Below are 17771 nucleotides of genomic sequence, written 5' to 3'. Positions count from 1 at the left end.
GTACAGCCTACGGGCAGGCGTCAGCAGACTTCCTCGAGATCCCGCCACTCACGGGAGTCCGGGCTGTCGGCGACCCAGCCGTCCAGCAGGCCCCGCACCAGGCCGGCGGGGGCCGCGATCCCGCACTCGCGCTCCGGCGACCAGAGATCCCCGCCCGTACGGTGTCCGAGCGGTCCCGGGTGGCCCGGCTCGCTGTGGTCGTGCGGGTCGAGGTGCTCGCCCTCGCCCTCCGCGCTCGGCATGCTGCCCTCCGAACAGGCCCGGCACAACAGCCGCACCGAGGACGACCAGTCCTCCGCGGCGAAGCCGGCGTCGGCCGCCAGCCGCTCCAGGGCGTCCCGGTCGGACTCTGTGGCCGCCTCCAGCAGCACCACCCAGGTGGGGACGGGGGAAGGGGCCCACAGTTCGATCTCGTCGAAGACCGGGAACGACGGCCCGGCGGCGGTGGTGCGCTCTCCGTTCGGGACGCCGTCGTGCAGGACGACCTCGCCCCAGCGCCGCCCCGACGAGGGCAGCGGAATGGAGAGCACTTCTATCCGTGCCGGGTCGAGCCTGCGGCCCCAGACCACCTCGGCCTCGCCCTCCGGAGAGAGCCGGACCGCGGCGCTGCCCAGGTCCATGCCGGCGGGTTCGCCGTTGGCGGCGGCCGCGCCCGGGACCCTCAGCCCGTACGCCTGCCAGGCGCGGCGGGCCAGCGGCCAGTCCTGGAGGGCGGTGGCGGCGATACCGACGTTCCACCAGTCGGGGGCGCCGGTCTCCTTGTCCAGCAGGGCGACCGCCCGCAGCCCCGCGGCGCGGGCCTGCTCCCAGTCGTGCCGGAACTTGTGCAGCAGCGCCAGATTGAACCAGGACTCCGAGAGCCACGGCTCCAGGTCCGCCGCTCGCGTCAGCAGCGCGCCCGCGTCCTCGTACCGGCCGTCGCCGATCAGCGTGAACGCGCGGTCCGTGGCCTGCCGCCAAGAGGCGGACGGCCGATGCCGTACCTTCCCGAAGATCCTCACGATTCCCGCCTGCCGGTCGCTCGGGTCACTGCCCGGACGCATGACTGTGTGCCTGCTTCTGTGCCTTCTTTTCGCATCCAACCATGCCCGGTCGCAGGCTCGCTCATTACCCATGGGTTACCCCGGTGGGACCGCGGACAGACCGCCTCAGGCAAGGACTCTGCCCAGGACCCTGGCAAGGGATTCGACCACCTCGGGCTGGTAGTCGTGGCCCGTGCCCAGGCGCAGCCGCTCGAGAGCCGCGAGCGCCCCGCCCGCACTTCCTTCGCTTCCCCCGGCCAGATCGTCGTATGCGTTGACCGCCCGTACGATCCGGGCGGCCAAGGGCTGCTCCCGGTACGGGTCCGCCTGCTGCTCCACCACGGCGGCGACGGCAGCGGGGACCCCGGTCTGCCGGACCACGGCGCCGCCGAGCAGCGCGATGCGGCGCTGCTCGGCGGCGGGCAGCAAGGCGGTGGCGCCCTCCGGGACGGGGTCGACGAGGGACAGCTGGCCGATGTCGTGCATCAGCGCCGCGTACTCCAGCACGGTCAGTTCGGGACCGGACAGGCCCATGTCGCGACCGACGGCCGTGCTGAGCGCCGCGACCCGGTGGGCGTGGCCCGGCCGGGTGTAGCCGGCGACCTCGGTCGCGCGGGCCAGGGAGGCGATGGTCTGCCCGTAGGTGGTCCGCACGGCCGCGTACCGCCGGAACGACAGCTGGGTGAGCAGCAGCGGCACGCAGAACACGGGCAGCGCCCACAGGCCGGCGACGGCCACGGCGAGGGCCATGACGGCGCCCGTCGCGCAGACGGCGGACCCGATCCCCAGCAGCGCCCGCAGTTCGTCACGGAGCAGCGGCCCGAACGGGACGGGAGCGCCGCCGGCTCGTCCGAGGCCGCTGGGCAGCGTGCGGGCGCGCCGCATCGCGGCGGCCAGCACGGCGTCGCACAGGGCGGTGAGCACGAGCAGGACCAGCAGGAAGAGCGCGTAGTACGGTCCGTGGCCCAGCCGGAGGTCCAATGCGCCGGAGATGTACAGCGGTTGGAAGCACACCGCGGCGAAGGCGACGGTCAGCACCCGCCGCGCCACATGATCGAGCGCGGGTCCTCGCCCACGGGCGACGTGCGGCACGGCGCCGACGAGTGCAGCGGCGGCGACGACGGCCACGACCTGGAAGGCACCATGCCCCGTCGGCTCCCCGGCGCACTCGCCGAGCAGGGCGTACGCGAGCGCGCCCGCCGCCCCGAGCGGAGCGGGCTCCCGAACCCCGAGCCCCTCGAGCACCGCAGGCTCCGCCGCCCTCGGCACGGCCTCCCAGCGGGCGAGCTCCCCGAGTGCGATGAACACTCCGAAGGCGAGGGCGTTCCCCGGCTGCACCAGCCCGTGGACGACGACCCAGACGAGAGCGGTCGCGGTCACGGCGACCGCGGCCGCGTGGACGGCGTGCACGACGCCCCCGGCCCGGCAGGCCCGGAGGCCGTTCACGCGCGGCTGCCGCTCAACCTGTCCGTAGCTGATGCGAAGCCCCTGTCTCCGGTGTCCGCGGCAGCAGGGGCGGGCCCACGGGCACCGCCTCCTCGTCCGACATCACCGATGTCCGCCACCCGTGCCGCTCCAGCGCCCGCACCAGCGCCCGCACCATCCGTGGATCGAACTGCGTGCCCGCGCACCGCTCCAGCTCTTCGAGCGCGACCGCCACCGGCCGCGCACGCCGATAGGAACGGGTGGACGTCATCGCGTCGAACGCGTCCGCGACCGCCACCACACGCGCGAACTCGGGGATCTGGCTGCCGACGAGACCGTACGGGTAGCCGCTGCCGTCCATCCGCTCGTGGTGGTGCAGGATCGCGGCGCGTGCCTCACCGAGGAAGCCGATGCCGCGCACCATCTCGTGCCCGTACTCCGGATGCAGTTCGATCACCCGCCGTTCCTCCGGGGTCAGCGGCCCCTCCTTGCGCAGCACCCTCGTCGGCACCCCGAGCTTGCCCACGTCGTGCAGGATCCCGGCGAACCGGACGACCTCCACGCGCTCTTCCTCCATGCTCAGCTCCCGGGCGATCAGCACCGAGGCCCGCCCGACCCGTTCGCTGTGCCCGCGCGTGTACCGGTCCTTGATGTCGACGGCCTGCACCAGCGCCCGGATCGTCGCCTGGTGGGCGGCGCGCTCGCGGTGGTACTGGGCGAAGATCCAGCAAGAGATGTACATGGGCAGCAGCACGAAGAGGGCGGACAGCGGCCCGTACGGACTGCCCCACAGCACCGCCATCATCAGTCCGGCGAGCCCGTGCACACAGTGCGGGGCGGGGGACGCGAGCGAGAACCCCCGCCACGCACCGCGCCACGGAACCCGTTCCGCCGTCGCGCGGATGGCGCCGTCCAGGAGGGTCAGCAGCAGACAGAAGGCGAGCGCACCGGCGAGCGCCGGCACCAGCGCGTACGGGAAGTCCGGTGCGCTCGCAGCCCGTTCACCACCGAGCAGCAGATACGCATGGGCGGCCGCCCATGTCGCGAGCGCGAGCTGCGCCGCTCGCCAGACCCGTCGGGCAGCGGCAGGCGGACCGTCCACCTGCCCGAGGAGCGCGCCGGGCAGGGGTACGAACGCGGCCGCCGCGGGCGGCAGCAGAAATGCCGCGGCGAGCAGCACCGGGAAGAACGTGCCCGCCCCCACGGGGACGGAGTCACCGAGTTGGCGGCAGCGCGCGGGGAGCTCGCACCCGGCGTACAGGCCGGTGAGCAGCAGGACCGTGCTCCATGGCGTCGCGGCGGCGGAGCCCGTCGACACGACCGGGGCCATGGCGGCGACGGCGCACAGGGCCGCGGCGGCGATGCAGGCGCGCGCTGCCGTCGGTATGCCCGTCACTGGCTCGCACCCTCCTCAGCGCCCTCCTCGAAGCAGCGCCACGCTAGCGAGTCGGGACGTCAGGGGAGGCAGTACACCGGGCATTCGCACATACGGGTGACATGGGAGCGAAACAGGGTGGACGAACGCAGAAGGTGGGGCGCGGTTCCCGCGGCGCACCTTCTGCGCGTTCTGTGCGTTCCCGTGCCGACGGCCCTACTCCTGGGCGGTCGCCACGTCACTGGTCGCCACATCACCGTCGGGCACGGCCTGCCCCGACCGGATCAGGTCGATGCGCCCCATGACCTTGGCCCGCAGGTCGCTGGGCACGTCGTCCTGCCCGCAGCACCGCTTGACCAGCTTCTTCACGGCCTGCTCCAGGCCGTACTTCTCCAGGCACGGCGAGCACTCCTCGAAGTGCACCTCGAACTTCGTGCAGTCGCTGTCGGGCATCTCATGGTCGAGAAACTCGTAGAGATGGTCCAGGACTTCCGAGCAGTCCGTCTCGTGCGGCTCTCCGCAGCTCATGAGCCCGAGCCTTTCGCGTCGTGCGACTCCCCCGCACCGGCCGGGACGAGCCCGCGCTCGCGGGCGTAGTCCTCGAGCATGCCGCGCAGTTGGCGGCGGCCACGGTGCAGGCGGGACATCACCGTACCGATGGGTGTTCCCATGATGTCCGCGATCTCCTTGTACGCAAAGCCCTCTACGTCGGCAAGATAAACCGCGATCCGGAACTCCTCGGGGATCGCCTGCAGCGCTTCCTTGACGTCCGAATCCGGCAGATGGTCGAGGGCCTGCGACTCGGCGGAGCGCAGCCCGGTCGACATGTGCGACTCGGCGCGCGCGAGCTGCCAGTCCTCGATCTCCTCCGCTGCGCTGCGCTGGGGCTCACGCTGCTTCTTGCGGTAGGAGTTGATGAACGTGTTCGTCAGGATCCGGTACATCCACGCCTTGAGGTTGGTGCCCTCACGGAACTGGTGGAAGGACCCGTACGCCTTCGCGTACGTCTCCTGCACAAGATCCTCGGCATCGGCGGGATTGCGCGTCATGCGCAGTGCGGCCGAGTACATCTGGTCCAGATAGCCGAGAGCGTCCCGCTCGAAGCGGGCGTTGCGCTCGACGGTCGTCTCCTCGGACTTCTGCGCCTGACCGTCGTCGGTCCCTGCGTCGGTCCCAGCGACCGGACCCACCTCCTCCAACGCTGTGGTGGGGCCGAATGCGGACCCACTCGAATCGGAGAATAGTCGACCTTGGTGGCCCGGGCGCTGCCGATTCACATCAGCCGCCGCCGAAGCCGCCCCGGTCTTGCCCGACGACAGCACCGTCCACTCGAGCTCTGTGCTGCGCTCGGCTGTCGGGCAGAAGGTCGTACCCATGCGGCGGACTCCCTACTCACGCTCCGTACTGACATCCGCCACAACAGCCGGGACCCTGGTGTCATTCCCGGAGCTGCTGTGTCCACTGCGTCACAGCGTCCGTGATCGTGCGGAGAGTCTCGGCCTCCTCGATCCCGGCCCGCTTCGGCACGGCGAATCCGTGATCGGCGTACGGCACTTCCGCGAGCTCGTACACCCCTTCGGGAAACTCCTCCGGCTTCCCGAAGGGGTCGGCGCCGCCCTGGACGACCAGCGTCGGAACCCCCGCACCGAGGAGCTCGTCTGCGCGGGACTTCTCCGGCCGGCCGGGCGGGTGCAGCGGAAAACTCAGCGCGAGCACGCCCGCGGCGCCGAGCTCGACGGCGGTCCGGCAGGCCACCCGGGCGCCGGCGCTGCGTCCACCGGCGACGACGGGCGGCCCCTTCTTCGCGAGCACCGGCCAGAGGTCCCGCCACCCGGCGTCCAGAGTCTTCGGCGCCGGCGCGAGCTTCTTACCGGCGACGCGCCACGGCTGCTCGACGAGCGCGACGGTGACGCCGTGGCGTGGCAGCACGGTGGCGATGGCCTGCAGGTCCCGCGCCTCGATCCCGCCGCCGGCGCCATGTCCGAGCGCGAGCACGAGGCCGGCACCCTTGCCCACGTGCCAGGTGATCCGAGCGTCTTTGCCCCCGACAGCGACGATCTCTCTGCGCTCCATCCGGCCATTCTCCCCCGGCCGGAGGACTGTGTTTCCCCGCCGCGCGGGGTCAGAACAGCATCGCTTCCTCCGGCCCCGCGAGCTCCTCCAGCAGCTCCGGCCCGTTGTTGCGCACGTTGCTCACCGCCGTCGTCACCGCGTAGGCCCGCATCAGCCCGCCCGGCGGCGGCTCCAACAGCGACCGCAGCTCGTCGGGGTCGGTCCTGGACGGGTCCAGCCACGTGTCCCACCGCTCCTGCGTCAGCATCAGCGGCATCCGCGGATGAATGTCCGACAGCGATCGCGGCCCCTCGGCCGGGGCCACTCCCAGCGGCCCCGTCTCCGCCTCCGTCGTGATCACGGAGCAGGTCGCCCACCACGCCCGGGGGTGGTCGTCCGGCAGTGTCCGGTCGCGCCAGAACTCGTAAAGGCCCGCCATCGCGAAGACCGACCCGTCCGACGGCGTCACGAAGTACGGCTGCTTCTTCGGCCGCTTCTTCTTCCCCTCGACCTCGAGCTCCCGCTCTGCCGCCCCGGTCACCCACTCGTAATAGCCGTCGGCAGGAAGGATGCAGCGCCGGGAGACGAAGGGCCTGCGGAACGACGGCTTCTCGTGCACCGTCTCGGCACGCGCGTTGATCATCCGCGCCGCGCCCTCCGGCGACTTCGCCCAGGACGGCACGAGCCCCCACTTCAGGGTGCGCAGCTGGCGAACCGGACGGCGGTCGTCGGCGTCCTTAAGAGGGCGTTCGAGAACCGCGTAGACCTCTTTTGTGGGGGCCACGTTCCAGTCGGGCGCCAGCGTCTCCTCCGGCTCCCATTTCTCGACCTCGAAGAGCCCCACGAGATCCTCGGACCTACGACTCGCTGCATACCGTCCGCACATAAGTGCCAGACTGCCACTTCCGTACGCCGTCCGAGGGAGCCGCCCGCGAAATGGTCACCACACACGCCGGCGCAGCGAACGCGCCGCTCACCGACCTGTGGGACCGCGTCTTCGGTACCCAGAGCGCCCCGGAGCCGTGGCTCGTCGCCGTTACCGGGCTCGTCGCGCTCGCCGCCGTCATGCCCAATTTTCTGTGGCGGCTGACGCGGAACGCGGTCACGATCGCCCACGAGGGCGGCCACGGACTCGTGGCGCTGGTCACAGGCCGCAAGCTGCAGAGCATCCGGCTGCACTCCGACACCAGCGGTCTGACCGTCAGCCGCGGCAAGCCGACCGGCATCGGGATGATCCTGACCGCCGCCGCGGGCTACACCGCCACCCCGCTCCTCGGCCTCGGCGGCGCCTGGCTGCTGGCCGCGCACCACATCACGCTGCTGCTGTGGCTGGCGACCGCGCTGCTGCTCGCGCTGCTGCTGATGGTGCGCAACGCCTACGGGGTGCTGACCGTGACCGTCACCGGCGCGGCGTTCCTGCTGGTGTCGTGGCTGACGGAGCCCGGCGTGCAGTCCGTCTTCGCGTACACGGCCGTGTGGTTCATGCTGCTCGGCGGCGTACGGCCGGTCTTCGAGCTCCAGTCCAAGCGGCGGCACGGCGGCGCCCCCGACTCGGACGCCGACCAGCTCGCCAGGCTCACCCATGTGCCGCCGGCGATCTGGCTCTTCTTCTTCCACGCGGTCGCGCTCTGCTCGCTGATCGGCGGCGGGCGCTGGCTGCTCGGTCTGTGAGGTGTGTGAGGTCTGTGCGGCGGGGCCGCCGTCTGCTCGCTCTGTGAGACGGGGCCACCCGCCGTCCTGCCGTGCGCCCTACCACGCCGCCGTTACGCCCCGGTTTCCCCATATCTGATCAAGATCTGCGCTCGCCCCGAGCCACTAAAGTGATGGCCATGACCGAAAGCACCGTGCACCCCGCCCTCTGGCCTGCCCCCCTCGCGACCGGAGCCGTCGAAGCGACGGTCACCGTGCCCGGTTCGAAATCAGTGACCAACCGCGCTCTGGTGCTGGCCGCGCTCGCCGCGGAGCCGGGCTGGCTGCGCCGTCCGCTGCGCTCGCGCGACACCCTGCTGATGTCCGCTGCCCTGCAGGCGATGGGCGTGGGCATCGAGGAGACCGTCTCGTCCAGCACCACCGGCGGCACCGACGAGGAAAAGGCCGCCGTCGCGGCGGGCGAGGCCTGGAGGGTAATCCCCTCCGGCCTGCACGGCCCGGCCACCGTCGATGTCGGCAACGCAGGCACGGTGATGCGCTTCCTGCCGCCCGTCGCCGCCCTCGCCGACGGCCCGATCCGCTTCGACGGCGACCCGCGTTCGTACGAGCGCCCCCTGAACGGTGTCATCGACGCGCTGCGCACCCTCGGCGCCCGGATCGACGACGACGGCCGCGGCTCGCTGCCGATGACCGTGCAGGGCGGCGGCGCCCTGGAGGGCGGGCCGGTGCGGATCGACGCCTCGTCGTCGTCCCAGTTCGTCTCCGCCCTGCTGCTCTCCGCGCCCCGCTTCAACCAGGGCGTCGAGGTGCGACACGTCGGCGGCCGGCTGCCCTCCATGCCCCACATCCGGATGACCGTGGACATGCTCCGCGCCGTGGGCGCCCAGGTCGACGAGCCCGAGACCGGCGGCGAGCCGGACGTCTGGCGCGTGTCGCACAGCGCGGTGCTCGGCCGCGACCTGACGATCGAGCCCGACCTGTCCAACGCCCAGCCGTTCCTGGCGGCGGCGCTGGTGACGGGCGGCCGGGTGACGATCCCCGACTGGCCCGAGCGGACCACCCAACCCGGTGACGCGCTCCGCGAGATCTTCACCGAGATGGGCGGTTCCTGCGAACTGACGACGACGCCGAACGGCACGGCGCTGGTCTTCACCGGCAGCGGCAGCATCCACGGCATCGACGTCGACCTCGGCGAGGTCGGCGAGCTGACCCCGGGCATCGCGGCGGTCGCGGCGCTCGCCGACTCCCCCTCGACCCTGCGTGGCGTGGCGCATCTGCGGCTCCACGAGACGGACCGGCTGGCGGCCCTGACCAAGGAGATCAACGAGCTCGGCGGCGATGTCACCGAGACGGAGGACGGCCTCCACATCCGCCCGCGCCCCCTGCACGGCGGGGTCTTCCGCACCTACGACGACCACCGCATGGCGACTGCGGGCTCGGTCATCGGCCTCGCGGTGCCGGGCGTCCAGATCGAGAACGTGGCGACGACGGCCAAGACCTTGCCCGACTTCCCGCAGATGTGGGCCGAAATGCTCGGGGCCTGACGTCATGCGCCGCTACGGCAAGCACACCGACGAGGACGACATCCGGTCCCGCCCCAACCGCAAGGGCAACCGGCCCCGGACCAACATCCGTCCCAAGCACGAGGACGCCCTGGAGGGCATGGTCCTCACCGTCGACCGCGGCCGGCTGACCTGCCTCGTCGGGCATCGGGTGATCACCGCGATGAAGGCCCGTGAGCTGGGCCGTAAGGCGGCCGTCGTCGGGGACCGTGTCGGCATCGTCGGCGATCTCTCCGGCGACAAGGACACTCTGGCGCGGATCGTGCGCATCGAGCCCCGGTCGTCGGTGCTGCGCCGCACGGCCGACGACGACGATCCGTTCGAGCGCGTGGTCGTCGCCAACGCCGACCAGCTCGCCATCGTCACCGCACTCGCCGATCCCGAGCCGCGCCCGCGTCTGATCGACCGCTGCCTGGTGGCCGCGTACGACGGCGGGCTCGAGCCGCTCCTCGTCCTGACCAAGTCCGACCTCGCCTCGCCCAGCGAGCTGCTGGAGATGTACGGGGCGCTCGGTGTCCCTTATGTGGTGACCACCCGTGAGGAGTTCGTCGACGGCCTTGCCGCGGACCGCGTCCGGGAGTATCTGGTCGGGCGGACGACCGCCTTCGTCGGGCACTCGGGGGTCGGAAAGACGACCCTGGTCAACGCCCTGGTCCCGGAGGAGAGGCGACGGACGACCGGCCTCGTCAACGCGGTCACGGGACGCGGCCGGCACACCACGACCTCCGCGCTCGCCCTTCCGCTCGCCGACAAGCAGGGCGGCTGGGTGATCGACACCCCGGGCGTGCGCTCCTTCGGGCTGCACCATGTCGACCCGTCCCGGGTCATCAACGCGTTCCCGGATCTGGTCCCCGGCACGGAGGGCTGTCCGCGCGCCTGCAGTCACGACGAGCCGGACTGCGCCCTCGACACGTGGGTGGCAGAAGGCCACGCCGATCCGGCCCGGCTCTACTCGCTGCGCCGGCTGCTCGCCACCCGCGAACGACGGGAAGGCGACTGAGCGATCCACGTTTGCCGTCCGCGACTCCTGGCAAGTGCATAATCGCACCGAGTCGGACGAGAAGTTCCGGCCCGATTCCGTATCGGACCGAGCCGTCCCGGACCGAGCAGTCATCGACGACGTGGGAGGCCCCGGACCAATGGCGTGGCTGCTGGTTGTGGTTGCCGGACTTCTCGAAACGGGCTTCGCGGTCTGCCTCAAGCTGTCGCACGGCTTCACGCGGCTGTGGCCCACGATCGCCTTCGCCGTGTTCGCCCTGGGCAGCTTCGGTCTGCTGACGCTGGCGCTGAAGAAGCTCGACGTGGGCCCGGCCTACGCGGTGTGGACCGGGATCGGCGCCGCCGGTACCGCGATCTACGGCATGGTTTTCCTCGACGACCTGGTATCCGTCCTCAAGATCGTCTCGATCACGCTGGTAATCGTCGGCGTCATCGGTCTGCAGCTCTCGGGCTCGTCGCACTGAGCCGATCGGCTGCCGGGCTCGTCACACGGCCCGCGTCGGCCCTCGCCGCACCGACCGCGTGGGCTCTCGGGCTCGTCACACGGGCCGCCTCGGCTGCCGGGCTCGTCACACCGGCCCCGTCGCACACGGCCTCCCGCACCAGCTGTGCGACGCTCCCGCCGACGGGTGTGGCCACGGGTGCGACGACATAGGAGAGCGCGAGCCGTACCGCGAGTTCGCAGCGCTGCGGGAGGTCGGCCGGTTCGTCGGCCGCACGCCCGTCCCGGATGCTTCGCCCACGGCGCAGGCTCGCCAGCGACCTGTCCCGCACCGCGGCGACCAGCTCGGCCGGAAGCGGCGGTCGCGCGTCCGCTCGCCGCTGCGCCGGCACCCCGGAGAGCGCGGCCCCGCTGCGGACCGGCCTCGGCACCGGCAGCCGCTCCTCCCAGCAGCCGGTGAGCAGGGCGCGCAGCACGGGCCGCGCCCGCGCCTCGCCGACGGTCCATTCGGCGACGGACACGAGCCGGTCGTCGGCGTCGGCGCTCTGGCCGAGGAGCCGTTCCACGCCACGCAGATACGAGTCGGCCTCGCGGCGCACGAGGGCGCGGGCGAGGCCGTCCTTGCTGCCGAACTCGTTGTAGAGGGTCTGGCGGGAGACGCCGGCGGCGGAGGCGACGTCGACCATGCGCACCCCGGACCACGGCAGGTCGCGCAGCGCCGCGAGAGCGGCGTTCAGCAGTGACTCCCGCGCTGCAGGCATGGGCGCCTCCCCGGCAGAGCAACTCCGGTCACAGGGTTGACGGGCAGCCCTGCACTGTCAAGAGACGCAACACGCGGTGGCGGCCGGCGGGGACGACACCGTGCCCCTGGCGGAGAAGTGCCCGCAGGGCCGCCACGGCCGCCCAGGAGGGGACGGACCCATCCCCGATAGAGTGGCTGACATGCCCGACTACCACGATGATCTGCGCCTCGCCCATGTCCTCGCGGATGCCGCCGACGCCACCACCATGGAGCGGTTCAAGGCTCTTGACCTCAAGGTCGAGACCAAGCCGGACATGACTCCGGTGAGCGAGGCCGACAAGGCGGCCGAGGAACTGATCCGCGGGCAGCTGCAGCGGGCACGGCCCCGCGACGCGATCCTCGGCGAGGAGTTCGGCATCGAGGGCACGGGTCCGCGCCGCTGGGTCGTCGACCCGATCGACGGCACCAAGAACTACGTGCGCGGCGTGCCGGTCTGGGCGACTCTGATCGCGCTGATGGAGGCGGGCGAGGGCGGCTACCAGCCGGTGGTGGGTGTGGTGTCGGCCCCGGCTCTCGGCCGGCGCTGGTGGGCGGCGAAGGGCGCGGGCGCGTACACCGGCCGGAGCCTGACCTCCGCGACGCGACTGCATGTGTCCAAGGTGGAGCGCATCCAGGATGCCTCGTTCGCCTACTCGTCCCTGTCGGGCTGGGAGGCGCAGGGTCGTCTCGACGGCTTCATGGACCTGACGCGGGCGGTCTGGCGCACCCGGGGCTACGGCGACTTCTGGCCCTACATGATGGTCGCTGAAGGCTCGGTGGACATCTGCGCCGAGCCGGAACTGTCGCTGTGGGACATGGCGGCGCCGGCGATCGTGGTGCAGGAGGCGGGCGGCTCGTTCACGGGCCTCGACGGGCGGGAGGGCCCGCACAGCGGCAATGCCGCGGCGTCGAACGGGCTCCTCCACCACGAACTCCTGGGCTACCTCAACCAGCGGTACTGACCGACTTCGACCGGCGTCACCGGACTGCCGCGACCAGCGTCACGAGCGGCCTCGACGCGCCGTTCGGGGGGCGTACGCCGGCCCCTCAGCAGGCGCGCGTGCCGGCCGAAGAGGCCGCGCACGCCCCCTTGCCGCCTTCGCCCGGTACTGCGACTCTGAGAGTCCCCCCACTTGTGAACTTGTGAATCGGTTCTCGAACGGCCGATCACCAAGGAGGTGGCTCCCTTCATGCTCGTCCGTGACGCCATGAGCACGGTGGTCCTCACCATCGGCCCCGCACACACGCTCCGCCAAGCAGCCCGGCTGATGGCCGCGCGCCGTGTGGGCGCGGCCGTGGTCCTCGACTCCGACTCGAGCCTCGGCATCCTCACCGAGCGCGACATCCTCAACTCCGTGGGCCTGGGGCAGGACCCCGACCTCGAGACCGCCGGCGCCCACACCACCACCGACGTCGTCTTCGCCGCCCCTGCCTGGACCCTGGAGGAGGCGGCCGAGACAATGGCGCACGGCGGTTTCCGCCATCTGATCGTGATGGACGGCGACGGCCCTGTCGGCATCGTCTCCGTCCGCGACATCATCCGCTGCTGGGTCCCGGCCAGGCGCCGCGCAGCCGCATAGGCGCCCGCTCTCCGCGCACAACCGAAGCTTTGGCGCGCACGCGGAAGGGGCCGGATCCCGTGAGGGTCCGGCCCCTTCTTCTACGACAAGCAGGGCTTCAGCCGCGCAGGGCCTGGACCGCGGCCTCGAGCCGCTTGCCGAAGTCGCCGTCCGCCTGGCGGAAGTTGTTGATCGCCCGCTCGGCGATGTCGTCACGCGACACCTTGGCGATGAACTGCGAGAGGTTGCCGATCAGGCGCTCCTTCTCGTCCTCGGACATGAGGCGGTAGAGGTTGCCGGCCTGGACGAAGTCGTTGTCCTCGGCGTGCGACGGAGCCGCGTGGTCACCCGTCGACCCGGAAACGGGCGTGGGCTGCCACAGCGCGCGGTCCGTCTGGTACGGGCCGCCAAAGCTGTTCGGTTCGTAGTTCTTCGCGCCCTTGTGACGGCCGTCGTACAGGAAACCGTCGCGGGAGTTGGTGCGCGCCTCCGTGGCATGCGGGCGGTTCACCGGCAGATGGTCGGCGTTGATGCCGACGCGGTAGCGGTGGGCGTCGCCGTACGCGAACAGACGGCCCTGGAGCATCTTGTCCGGGGAGGGGCCGATACCCGGCACGAAGTGGGCGGGGCTGAAGATCGACTGCTCGACCTCGGCGAAGATGTTCTCCGGGTTGCGGTTGAGCTCCAGCTTGCCGATCTCGATGGGCGGGTAGTCCTCGTGCGGCCACACCTTGGTGAGGTCGAACGGGTTGAAGCGGTAGGTGGCCGCCTCCGCCGCCGGCATGATCTGCACCTGCACGGTCCAGGTCGGGAAGTCACCGCGCTCGATGGCCTCACGCAGGTCGCGCTGGTGCGAGTCCGGGTCCACGCCGGAGAGGCGGTTGGCCTCGTCGGTGGAGAGGTTCTTGATGCCCTGGTCGGTCTTGAAGTGGTACTTGACCCAGAAGACCTCGCCGGCCTCGTTGTTCCACTGGTACGTGTGGGAGCCGTAGCCGTTCATGTGGCGGTACGAGGCGGGGATGCCGCGGTCACCGAACAGCCAGGTCACCTGGTGTGTGGACTCGGGCGACAGACCCCAGAAGTCCCAGACGTTGTCCGCCTCCTGCGAGCCGGTGTACGGGTCGCGCTTCTGCGTGTGGATGAAGTCCGGGAACTTGATGGCGTCCTTGATGAAGAACACCGGGGTGTTGTTGCCGACGAGGTCGTAGTTGCCCTCTTCGGTGTAGAACTTCAGCGCCCAGCCGCGCGGGTCACGGACGGCGTCCGCCGCGCCGAGGTTGCCGGCGACGGTCGAGAAGCGCAGGAACGTCTCGGTCTGCTTGCCGACCTCGGAGAGGAACCCGGCACGGGTCCACTGCGAGACGTCACGGGTCAGCGTGAAGGTGCCGTAGGCGCCGGCGCCACGCGCGTGGACGACACGCTCCGGGATGCGCTCCCGGTTGAAGTGCGCGAGCTTCTCGAGCAGCAGCTGGTCCTGGACCAGCACCGGTCCGCCGACGCCCGCAGTCTCGCTGTTCTGGTTGTCGGCGACCGGAGCCCCGGCCTCCGTGGTGAGCGGTCCCTGCGTCACGTGCGCCTCCTGCGTCATGTACTGCCCAGTTGTCTTCCGGCGCAGCCCTGCCCTTGGCCTGCGCCGTACTCGATCCTACGATGGACTTTGTCTAAGTCAAGTGAACATCCAAAGTCACACCCGTTCGGGACTCGGTCCCACCACTGTTAGGCTGGCCCCATGAGTGACCTGTTGGAACGCCTTCGCGGACGCGGCTGGCGCATGACCGCACAGCGGCGTGTGGTGGCCGAGGTCCTCGACGGCGAGCACGTCCACCTGACCGCCGACGAGGTGCACGCACGCGCGGTGAAGCGACTGCCCGAGATCTCCCGGGCGACCGTTTACAACACCTTGGGCGAACTGGTCAGCCTCGGCGAGGTTCTCGAGGTGTCCACCGACCGTCGCGCCAAGCGGTACGACCCGAACGCGCACCAGCCGCACCAGCACCTGGTGTGCGCCAACTGCGGCGCGATCCGCGACGTACACCCGGTGGGCAACCCGCTGGCCGACCTCCCGGACACCGAGCGCTTCGGCTTCACGATCTCCGACGTCGAGGTCACTTACCGCGGCACCTGCCCCAACTGCGCTGCCGCGTAGGGTCTTTCGTCTGCCTGGCCCGCGAGCCCGGCGTGATCCGAACGAGAGGCCCCAGCTCACACGCGTACGGCGAGGCCCCCGATGCTCCGGCATCGGGGGCCTCGCCCATGTACCGCCCGATGTTTCTCGCGCCCGACATGATGGGCGTCCCAACCTGCAAACGCCGAAGGCCCGGATCCTTGAGGATCCGGGCCTTCGGTTTCAGTAGCGGGGACAGGATTTGAACCTGCGACCTCTGGGTTATGAGCCCAGCGAGCTACCGAGCTGCTCCACCCCGCGTCGGTGAACACAACATTACGGTACCCCGCCGACCAGCGCAAATTCCTTAAGCCGTGAGCTCCTGGAGCAGAGCCTCCCGCAGCCGAGCCGCCCGCTCCGTCACCTCGGCAGGCCCCAACTCGACGGCCCTGGTGCACCAGCGCTGCCCCTCGGCAAGCTCTCCCCTGCGGGCGGCGAGCAGCGCGATGCGCAGTGCGGCCCGGCCGTGCCCCGCCCGCGCGGCGCGGGCCCACCACAGAGCGGCCTCACGCTCGCTGCCCTCGCGGGCCAGGAGCAGCCCGAGGTTGAAGGCACCGCTGCGGCTGCCCGCCTCTGCCGCCTCCCGGTACCAGCGCGCGGCGTCCGTCATGTCGCCGCGGGACGCGGCGAGCATGCCGACACGCACCTGGGCACGGCGGTGCCCCTGCTCGGCGGCGCGCTCGTACCACTCCTCGCACTCGCTCTTCTCGGCCATCGGCTCGCCGAGGGCATGCGGACCGGGCGCCGGGCGCCGGGCGTCCAGCACGGTGGCGAGCCGGAAGGCCGCCTCCGCACTGCCGCCGCCCGCGGCGCAGCGCAGGTGACGCTCGGCACCCTGCTCGTCGCCGTCCCTGAGCAGGGCCATGCCCACCTGGAGCGCCGCCTCCGTGTGCCCGGCGGCCGCAGCGTGCTCGTACCAGGAGAGCGCCGTGCGGTCGTCGTCACGGCCGGCGTGGAGGATGCCCAGGTTGAACGCGGCGTCGACACTGCCGGCCTCGGCGGCCTTGGAGAACCACGGCTCCGCGCCGACCGGGTCGCCGGCCTGCAGCAGCAGGACGGCGAGCGCGTTCGCCGCCTCGCGGTGACCCGCGTAGGCAGCGCGGCGGTACCACTGCTCGGCCTGGGCCGTGCGGTCCTGGGCGGCGCAGAGCAGCCCCAGGTTGTACGCACCGTTGACGTCACCCGCGTCCATCGCTGCGCGGTACCAGCGCTCTGCGGTCTGCTGCTCCCCGCGTGCGGCGTGCAAGGCGCCGAGGGCGTTGGCGGCGTTGCCGTCGCCGTCCTGGGCAGCACGCAGCCACCACACGGCGGCGCTCTCCTCGTCACCGGCGTCGCGCAGCAGGAATGCGAGCGCGCAGGCGGCACGGGCCTCGCCGTCCTTGGCGGACGTCAGGTACCACCGCCCGGCCTCCTTGAGTTCGCCGCGCTTCTCCAGGATCGCCCCGAGGTGCAGGGCGGCCCGCCGGTGTCCTCGCGCGGCAGCCTGGCGGTACCACTGGGCGGCCTCGTCGATCAGGCCGGAATGAGCCGCAGGCGGGGTACCCGAGCCCGTGCCGGAGGTGCCCATGCCGGATGTGTCGGCTCCGGTGGCACGGTCCGCGCGCGCCCGGCGCCCGGCCCGGCCCGGCTCATCGGCACCGGCACGGCCCGCTTCCTCGGCGTCGGCGAGCGTGCGCAGGGCCGCGTCCGTCTGCCAGACGTGACCGGTCCGCTCCGCGTCGGACGCACCGACACCGCGGGCCGCGTCGTCTCGAGCCGTACCCGCGCTGCGGGCGCCGGGGCCCGCACCCGCACGGGCGCCGCCCGTCGGTGCTTCCCCGGACCGCGGCCCCGGCAGGCTCACGCCCCGGCCGCCGTCCTCCCGCGGGAGCCGCCGCACGGGCCTCGCGGAAGCGCCGGCCTCGGCCACGTCGCTGCCGACCAGTCGGCCGGCCTCGTCGCCCGTGCGGGCCTCCTCCGCGGCCCGCCGCTCCAGAGCGCGGGCGAGGCGGTACGCCGCCTCGCGGTGGCCCTGCTCGGCCGCCGCGCGCAGCCAGCGCTCAGCGCCCACGTCACTACGGTGCTCCAGCAGGTCCGCGAGGGCGTATGCGCCCAGCGCGTGGCCCTGCTCGGCGGACTGCCGCAGCCAGTACTCGGCCGCGGGCTCGTCGCCGCGCTCGCGGAAGTGGCGCCCCAAGGCGTGCGCCGCGGCGGCCGAGCCGGCCACGGCGGCGATCCGCCACCAGCCGGCGGCCTCCTCCGCGTAGCCGCGCTGATACAGAAGCACGCCCAGGTTGTTGGCGGCGGCACGGTCGCCGTCGGCCGTCGCGCCGCGCAGGTAGGGCTCTGCTCCGTCGAGATCTCCGCGACGCAGCAGCAGGGCGCCGAGGACGCTCATGGCCGCGGTGTCACCGGCGTCGGCGGCACGCCGGTGGCGCGCCTCAGTGCCGGCGGTCTCCATGGCGTCGACGTGGTCGTCGTCGGCGCCGACATCGTTGCCGACGTGGTCCGCACGACCCACTGCGTCGGTCGCATCTGCCACGTTTCCGGCATGCGGCTGCACAAACCGCCCTGTCTCCAACAGAGTTGCCCTGTCCCCCATAAAATCCATCGTCGCACCACCTGCAACCCGCGTACACCTGGTATACCGCAGCCAGTGAGGTCACTTCAGCGTTTTGTCGACATGCCCACAGAGAGATAAGTCAAACACGTTCAGCCCCAACCAAGGGCGTACGGCACGCACTTCGGCGTCATAAGAAGC

The 17771-nt window shown here is 71.7% G+C and carries 16 protein-coding genes, 1 tRNA gene and 1 pseudogene; 7 read left to right on the top strand and 11 right to left on the bottom strand.

Annotated features, from left to right (window positions below):
* Positions 1–20 precede the first annotated feature (20 nt).
* The 7 genes from ACZ4SA_RS00890 to ACZ4SA_RS00860 all read right to left on the bottom strand — a co-directional run bounded on the left by ACZ4SA_RS00890 (position 21) and on the right by ACZ4SA_RS00860 (position 6760).
* Positions 21–1001 carry a tetratricopeptide repeat protein gene (locus tag ACZ4SA_RS00890; RefSeq protein ID WP_468268059.1) on the bottom strand — a complete coding sequence of 327 codons (981 nt, stop codon included), beginning with the start codon at positions 999–1001 and terminating at the stop codon, positions 21–23.
* A 147-nt stretch (positions 1002–1148) separates the two neighbouring features.
* Positions 1149–2468: an HD-GYP domain-containing protein gene (locus ACZ4SA_RS00885; protein WP_468268056.1), complete on the bottom strand. Its 1320-nt coding sequence runs from the start codon at positions 2466–2468 to the stop codon at positions 1149–1151.
* Between the two features lie 13 nt (positions 2469–2481).
* Positions 2482–3843, bottom strand: coding sequence for an HD-GYP domain-containing protein (locus tag ACZ4SA_RS00880; protein ID WP_468268053.1), 1362 nt, complete (start codon positions 3841–3843; stop codon positions 2482–2484).
* 195 nt (positions 3844–4038) lie between these two features.
* A complete protein-coding gene (gene rsrA, locus ACZ4SA_RS00875; protein WP_468268050.1) occupies positions 4039–4350 on the bottom strand; it encodes a mycothiol system anti-sigma-R factor in 312 nt (103 codons plus the stop codon).
* Positions 4347–5012 (bottom strand): sigma-70 family RNA polymerase sigma factor, encoded by a 666-nt coding sequence (locus tag ACZ4SA_RS00870; RefSeq protein ID WP_468268047.1) that lies wholly within the window; start codon positions 5010–5012, stop codon positions 4347–4349. Before ACZ4SA_RS00870 ends, rsrA begins: the two co-directional genes overlap by 4 nt.
* A 247-nt stretch (positions 5013–5259) precedes the next feature.
* Positions 5260–5895 carry an alpha/beta hydrolase family protein gene (locus ACZ4SA_RS00865; protein ID WP_468268044.1) on the bottom strand — a complete coding sequence of 212 codons (636 nt, stop codon included), beginning with the start codon at positions 5893–5895 and terminating at the stop codon, positions 5260–5262.
* A gap of 49 nt (positions 5896–5944) precedes the next feature.
* Entirely contained in the window at positions 5945–6760 is an 816-nt protein-coding gene (locus ACZ4SA_RS00860; RefSeq protein ID WP_468268041.1) for an SOS response-associated peptidase, read from the bottom strand.
* A gap of 50 nt (positions 6761–6810) precedes the next feature.
* Here ACZ4SA_RS00860 and ACZ4SA_RS00855 point away from each other — a divergent pair, with 50 nt between their 5' ends.
* The 4 genes from ACZ4SA_RS00855 (at position 6811) to ACZ4SA_RS00840 (ending at position 10549) form a co-directional block, all read left to right on the top strand.
* Positions 6811–7545 carry a M50 family metallopeptidase gene (locus tag ACZ4SA_RS00855; RefSeq protein WP_468268038.1) on the top strand — a complete coding sequence of 245 codons (735 nt, stop codon included), beginning with the start codon at positions 6811–6813 and terminating at the stop codon, positions 7543–7545.
* A gap of 158 nt (positions 7546–7703) precedes the next feature.
* The gene (gene aroA, locus ACZ4SA_RS00850; RefSeq protein ID WP_468268035.1) at positions 7704–9068 is read left to right on the top strand and encodes a 3-phosphoshikimate 1-carboxyvinyltransferase; all 1365 of its coding nucleotides are present in this window, start codon (positions 7704–7706) and stop codon (positions 9066–9068) included.
* Between the two features lie 4 nt (positions 9069–9072).
* Positions 9073–10086, top strand: coding sequence for a ribosome small subunit-dependent GTPase A (gene rsgA / locus ACZ4SA_RS00845; RefSeq protein ID WP_468268032.1), 1014 nt, complete (start codon positions 9073–9075; stop codon positions 10084–10086).
* A gap of 139 nt (positions 10087–10225) precedes the next feature.
* Positions 10226–10549 (top strand): DMT family transporter, encoded by a 324-nt coding sequence (locus ACZ4SA_RS00840; protein WP_468268458.1) that lies wholly within the window; start codon positions 10226–10228, stop codon positions 10547–10549.
* A gap of 124 nt (positions 10550–10673) precedes the next feature.
* On the opposite strand, the pseudogene ACZ4SA_RS00835 reads toward ACZ4SA_RS00840, so the two are convergent.
* Positions 10674–11288 (bottom strand): annotated as a pseudogene (locus ACZ4SA_RS00835) (TetR/AcrR family transcriptional regulator); the annotation flags it as partial.
* Positions 11289–11469: 181 nt separating this feature from the next.
* Here ACZ4SA_RS00835 and hisN point away from each other — a divergent pair.
* Together hisN and ACZ4SA_RS00825 are read left to right on the top strand one after the other, a co-directional pair.
* Positions 11470–12270, top strand: coding sequence for a histidinol-phosphatase (gene hisN, locus ACZ4SA_RS00830; protein ID WP_468268029.1), 801 nt, complete (start codon positions 11470–11472; stop codon positions 12268–12270).
* Between the two features lie 228 nt (positions 12271–12498).
* Complete coding sequence (locus ACZ4SA_RS00825) at positions 12499–12888, top strand: CBS domain-containing protein (RefSeq protein WP_468268027.1); 390 nt, start codon at positions 12499–12501, stop codon at positions 12886–12888.
* Between the two features lie 97 nt (positions 12889–12985).
* On the opposite strand, the gene ACZ4SA_RS00820 is transcribed toward ACZ4SA_RS00825, so the two are convergent.
* The gene (locus ACZ4SA_RS00820; protein WP_468268024.1) at positions 12986–14455 is read right to left on the bottom strand and encodes a catalase; all 1470 of its coding nucleotides are present in this window, start codon (positions 14453–14455) and stop codon (positions 12986–12988) included.
* A 141-nt stretch (positions 14456–14596) separates the two neighbouring features.
* Between ACZ4SA_RS00820 and ACZ4SA_RS00815 the strand changes: the two genes are divergently transcribed.
* On the top strand, positions 14597–15013 hold the full coding sequence (locus tag ACZ4SA_RS00815; RefSeq protein WP_468268021.1) for a Fur family transcriptional regulator: 417 nt from the start codon (positions 14597–14599) through the stop codon (positions 15011–15013).
* A gap of 205 nt (positions 15014–15218) precedes the next feature.
* On the opposite strand, the gene ACZ4SA_RS00810 is transcribed toward ACZ4SA_RS00815, so the two are convergent.
* Positions 15219–15292: transfer RNA gene (locus tag ACZ4SA_RS00810), tRNA-Met, on the bottom strand.
* Positions 15293–15338: 46 nt separating this feature from the next.
* Positions 15339–17621, bottom strand: a complete 2283-nt coding sequence (locus ACZ4SA_RS00805; protein ID WP_468268018.1) for a tetratricopeptide repeat protein — start codon at positions 17619–17621, stop codon at positions 15339–15341.
* Positions 17622–17771 lie beyond the last annotated feature (150 nt).

The sequence above is a fragment of the Streptomyces sp. NPDC027962 genome (assembly GCF_055566095.1).
This window is presented reverse-complemented; position numbering and strand designations above follow the sequence as displayed.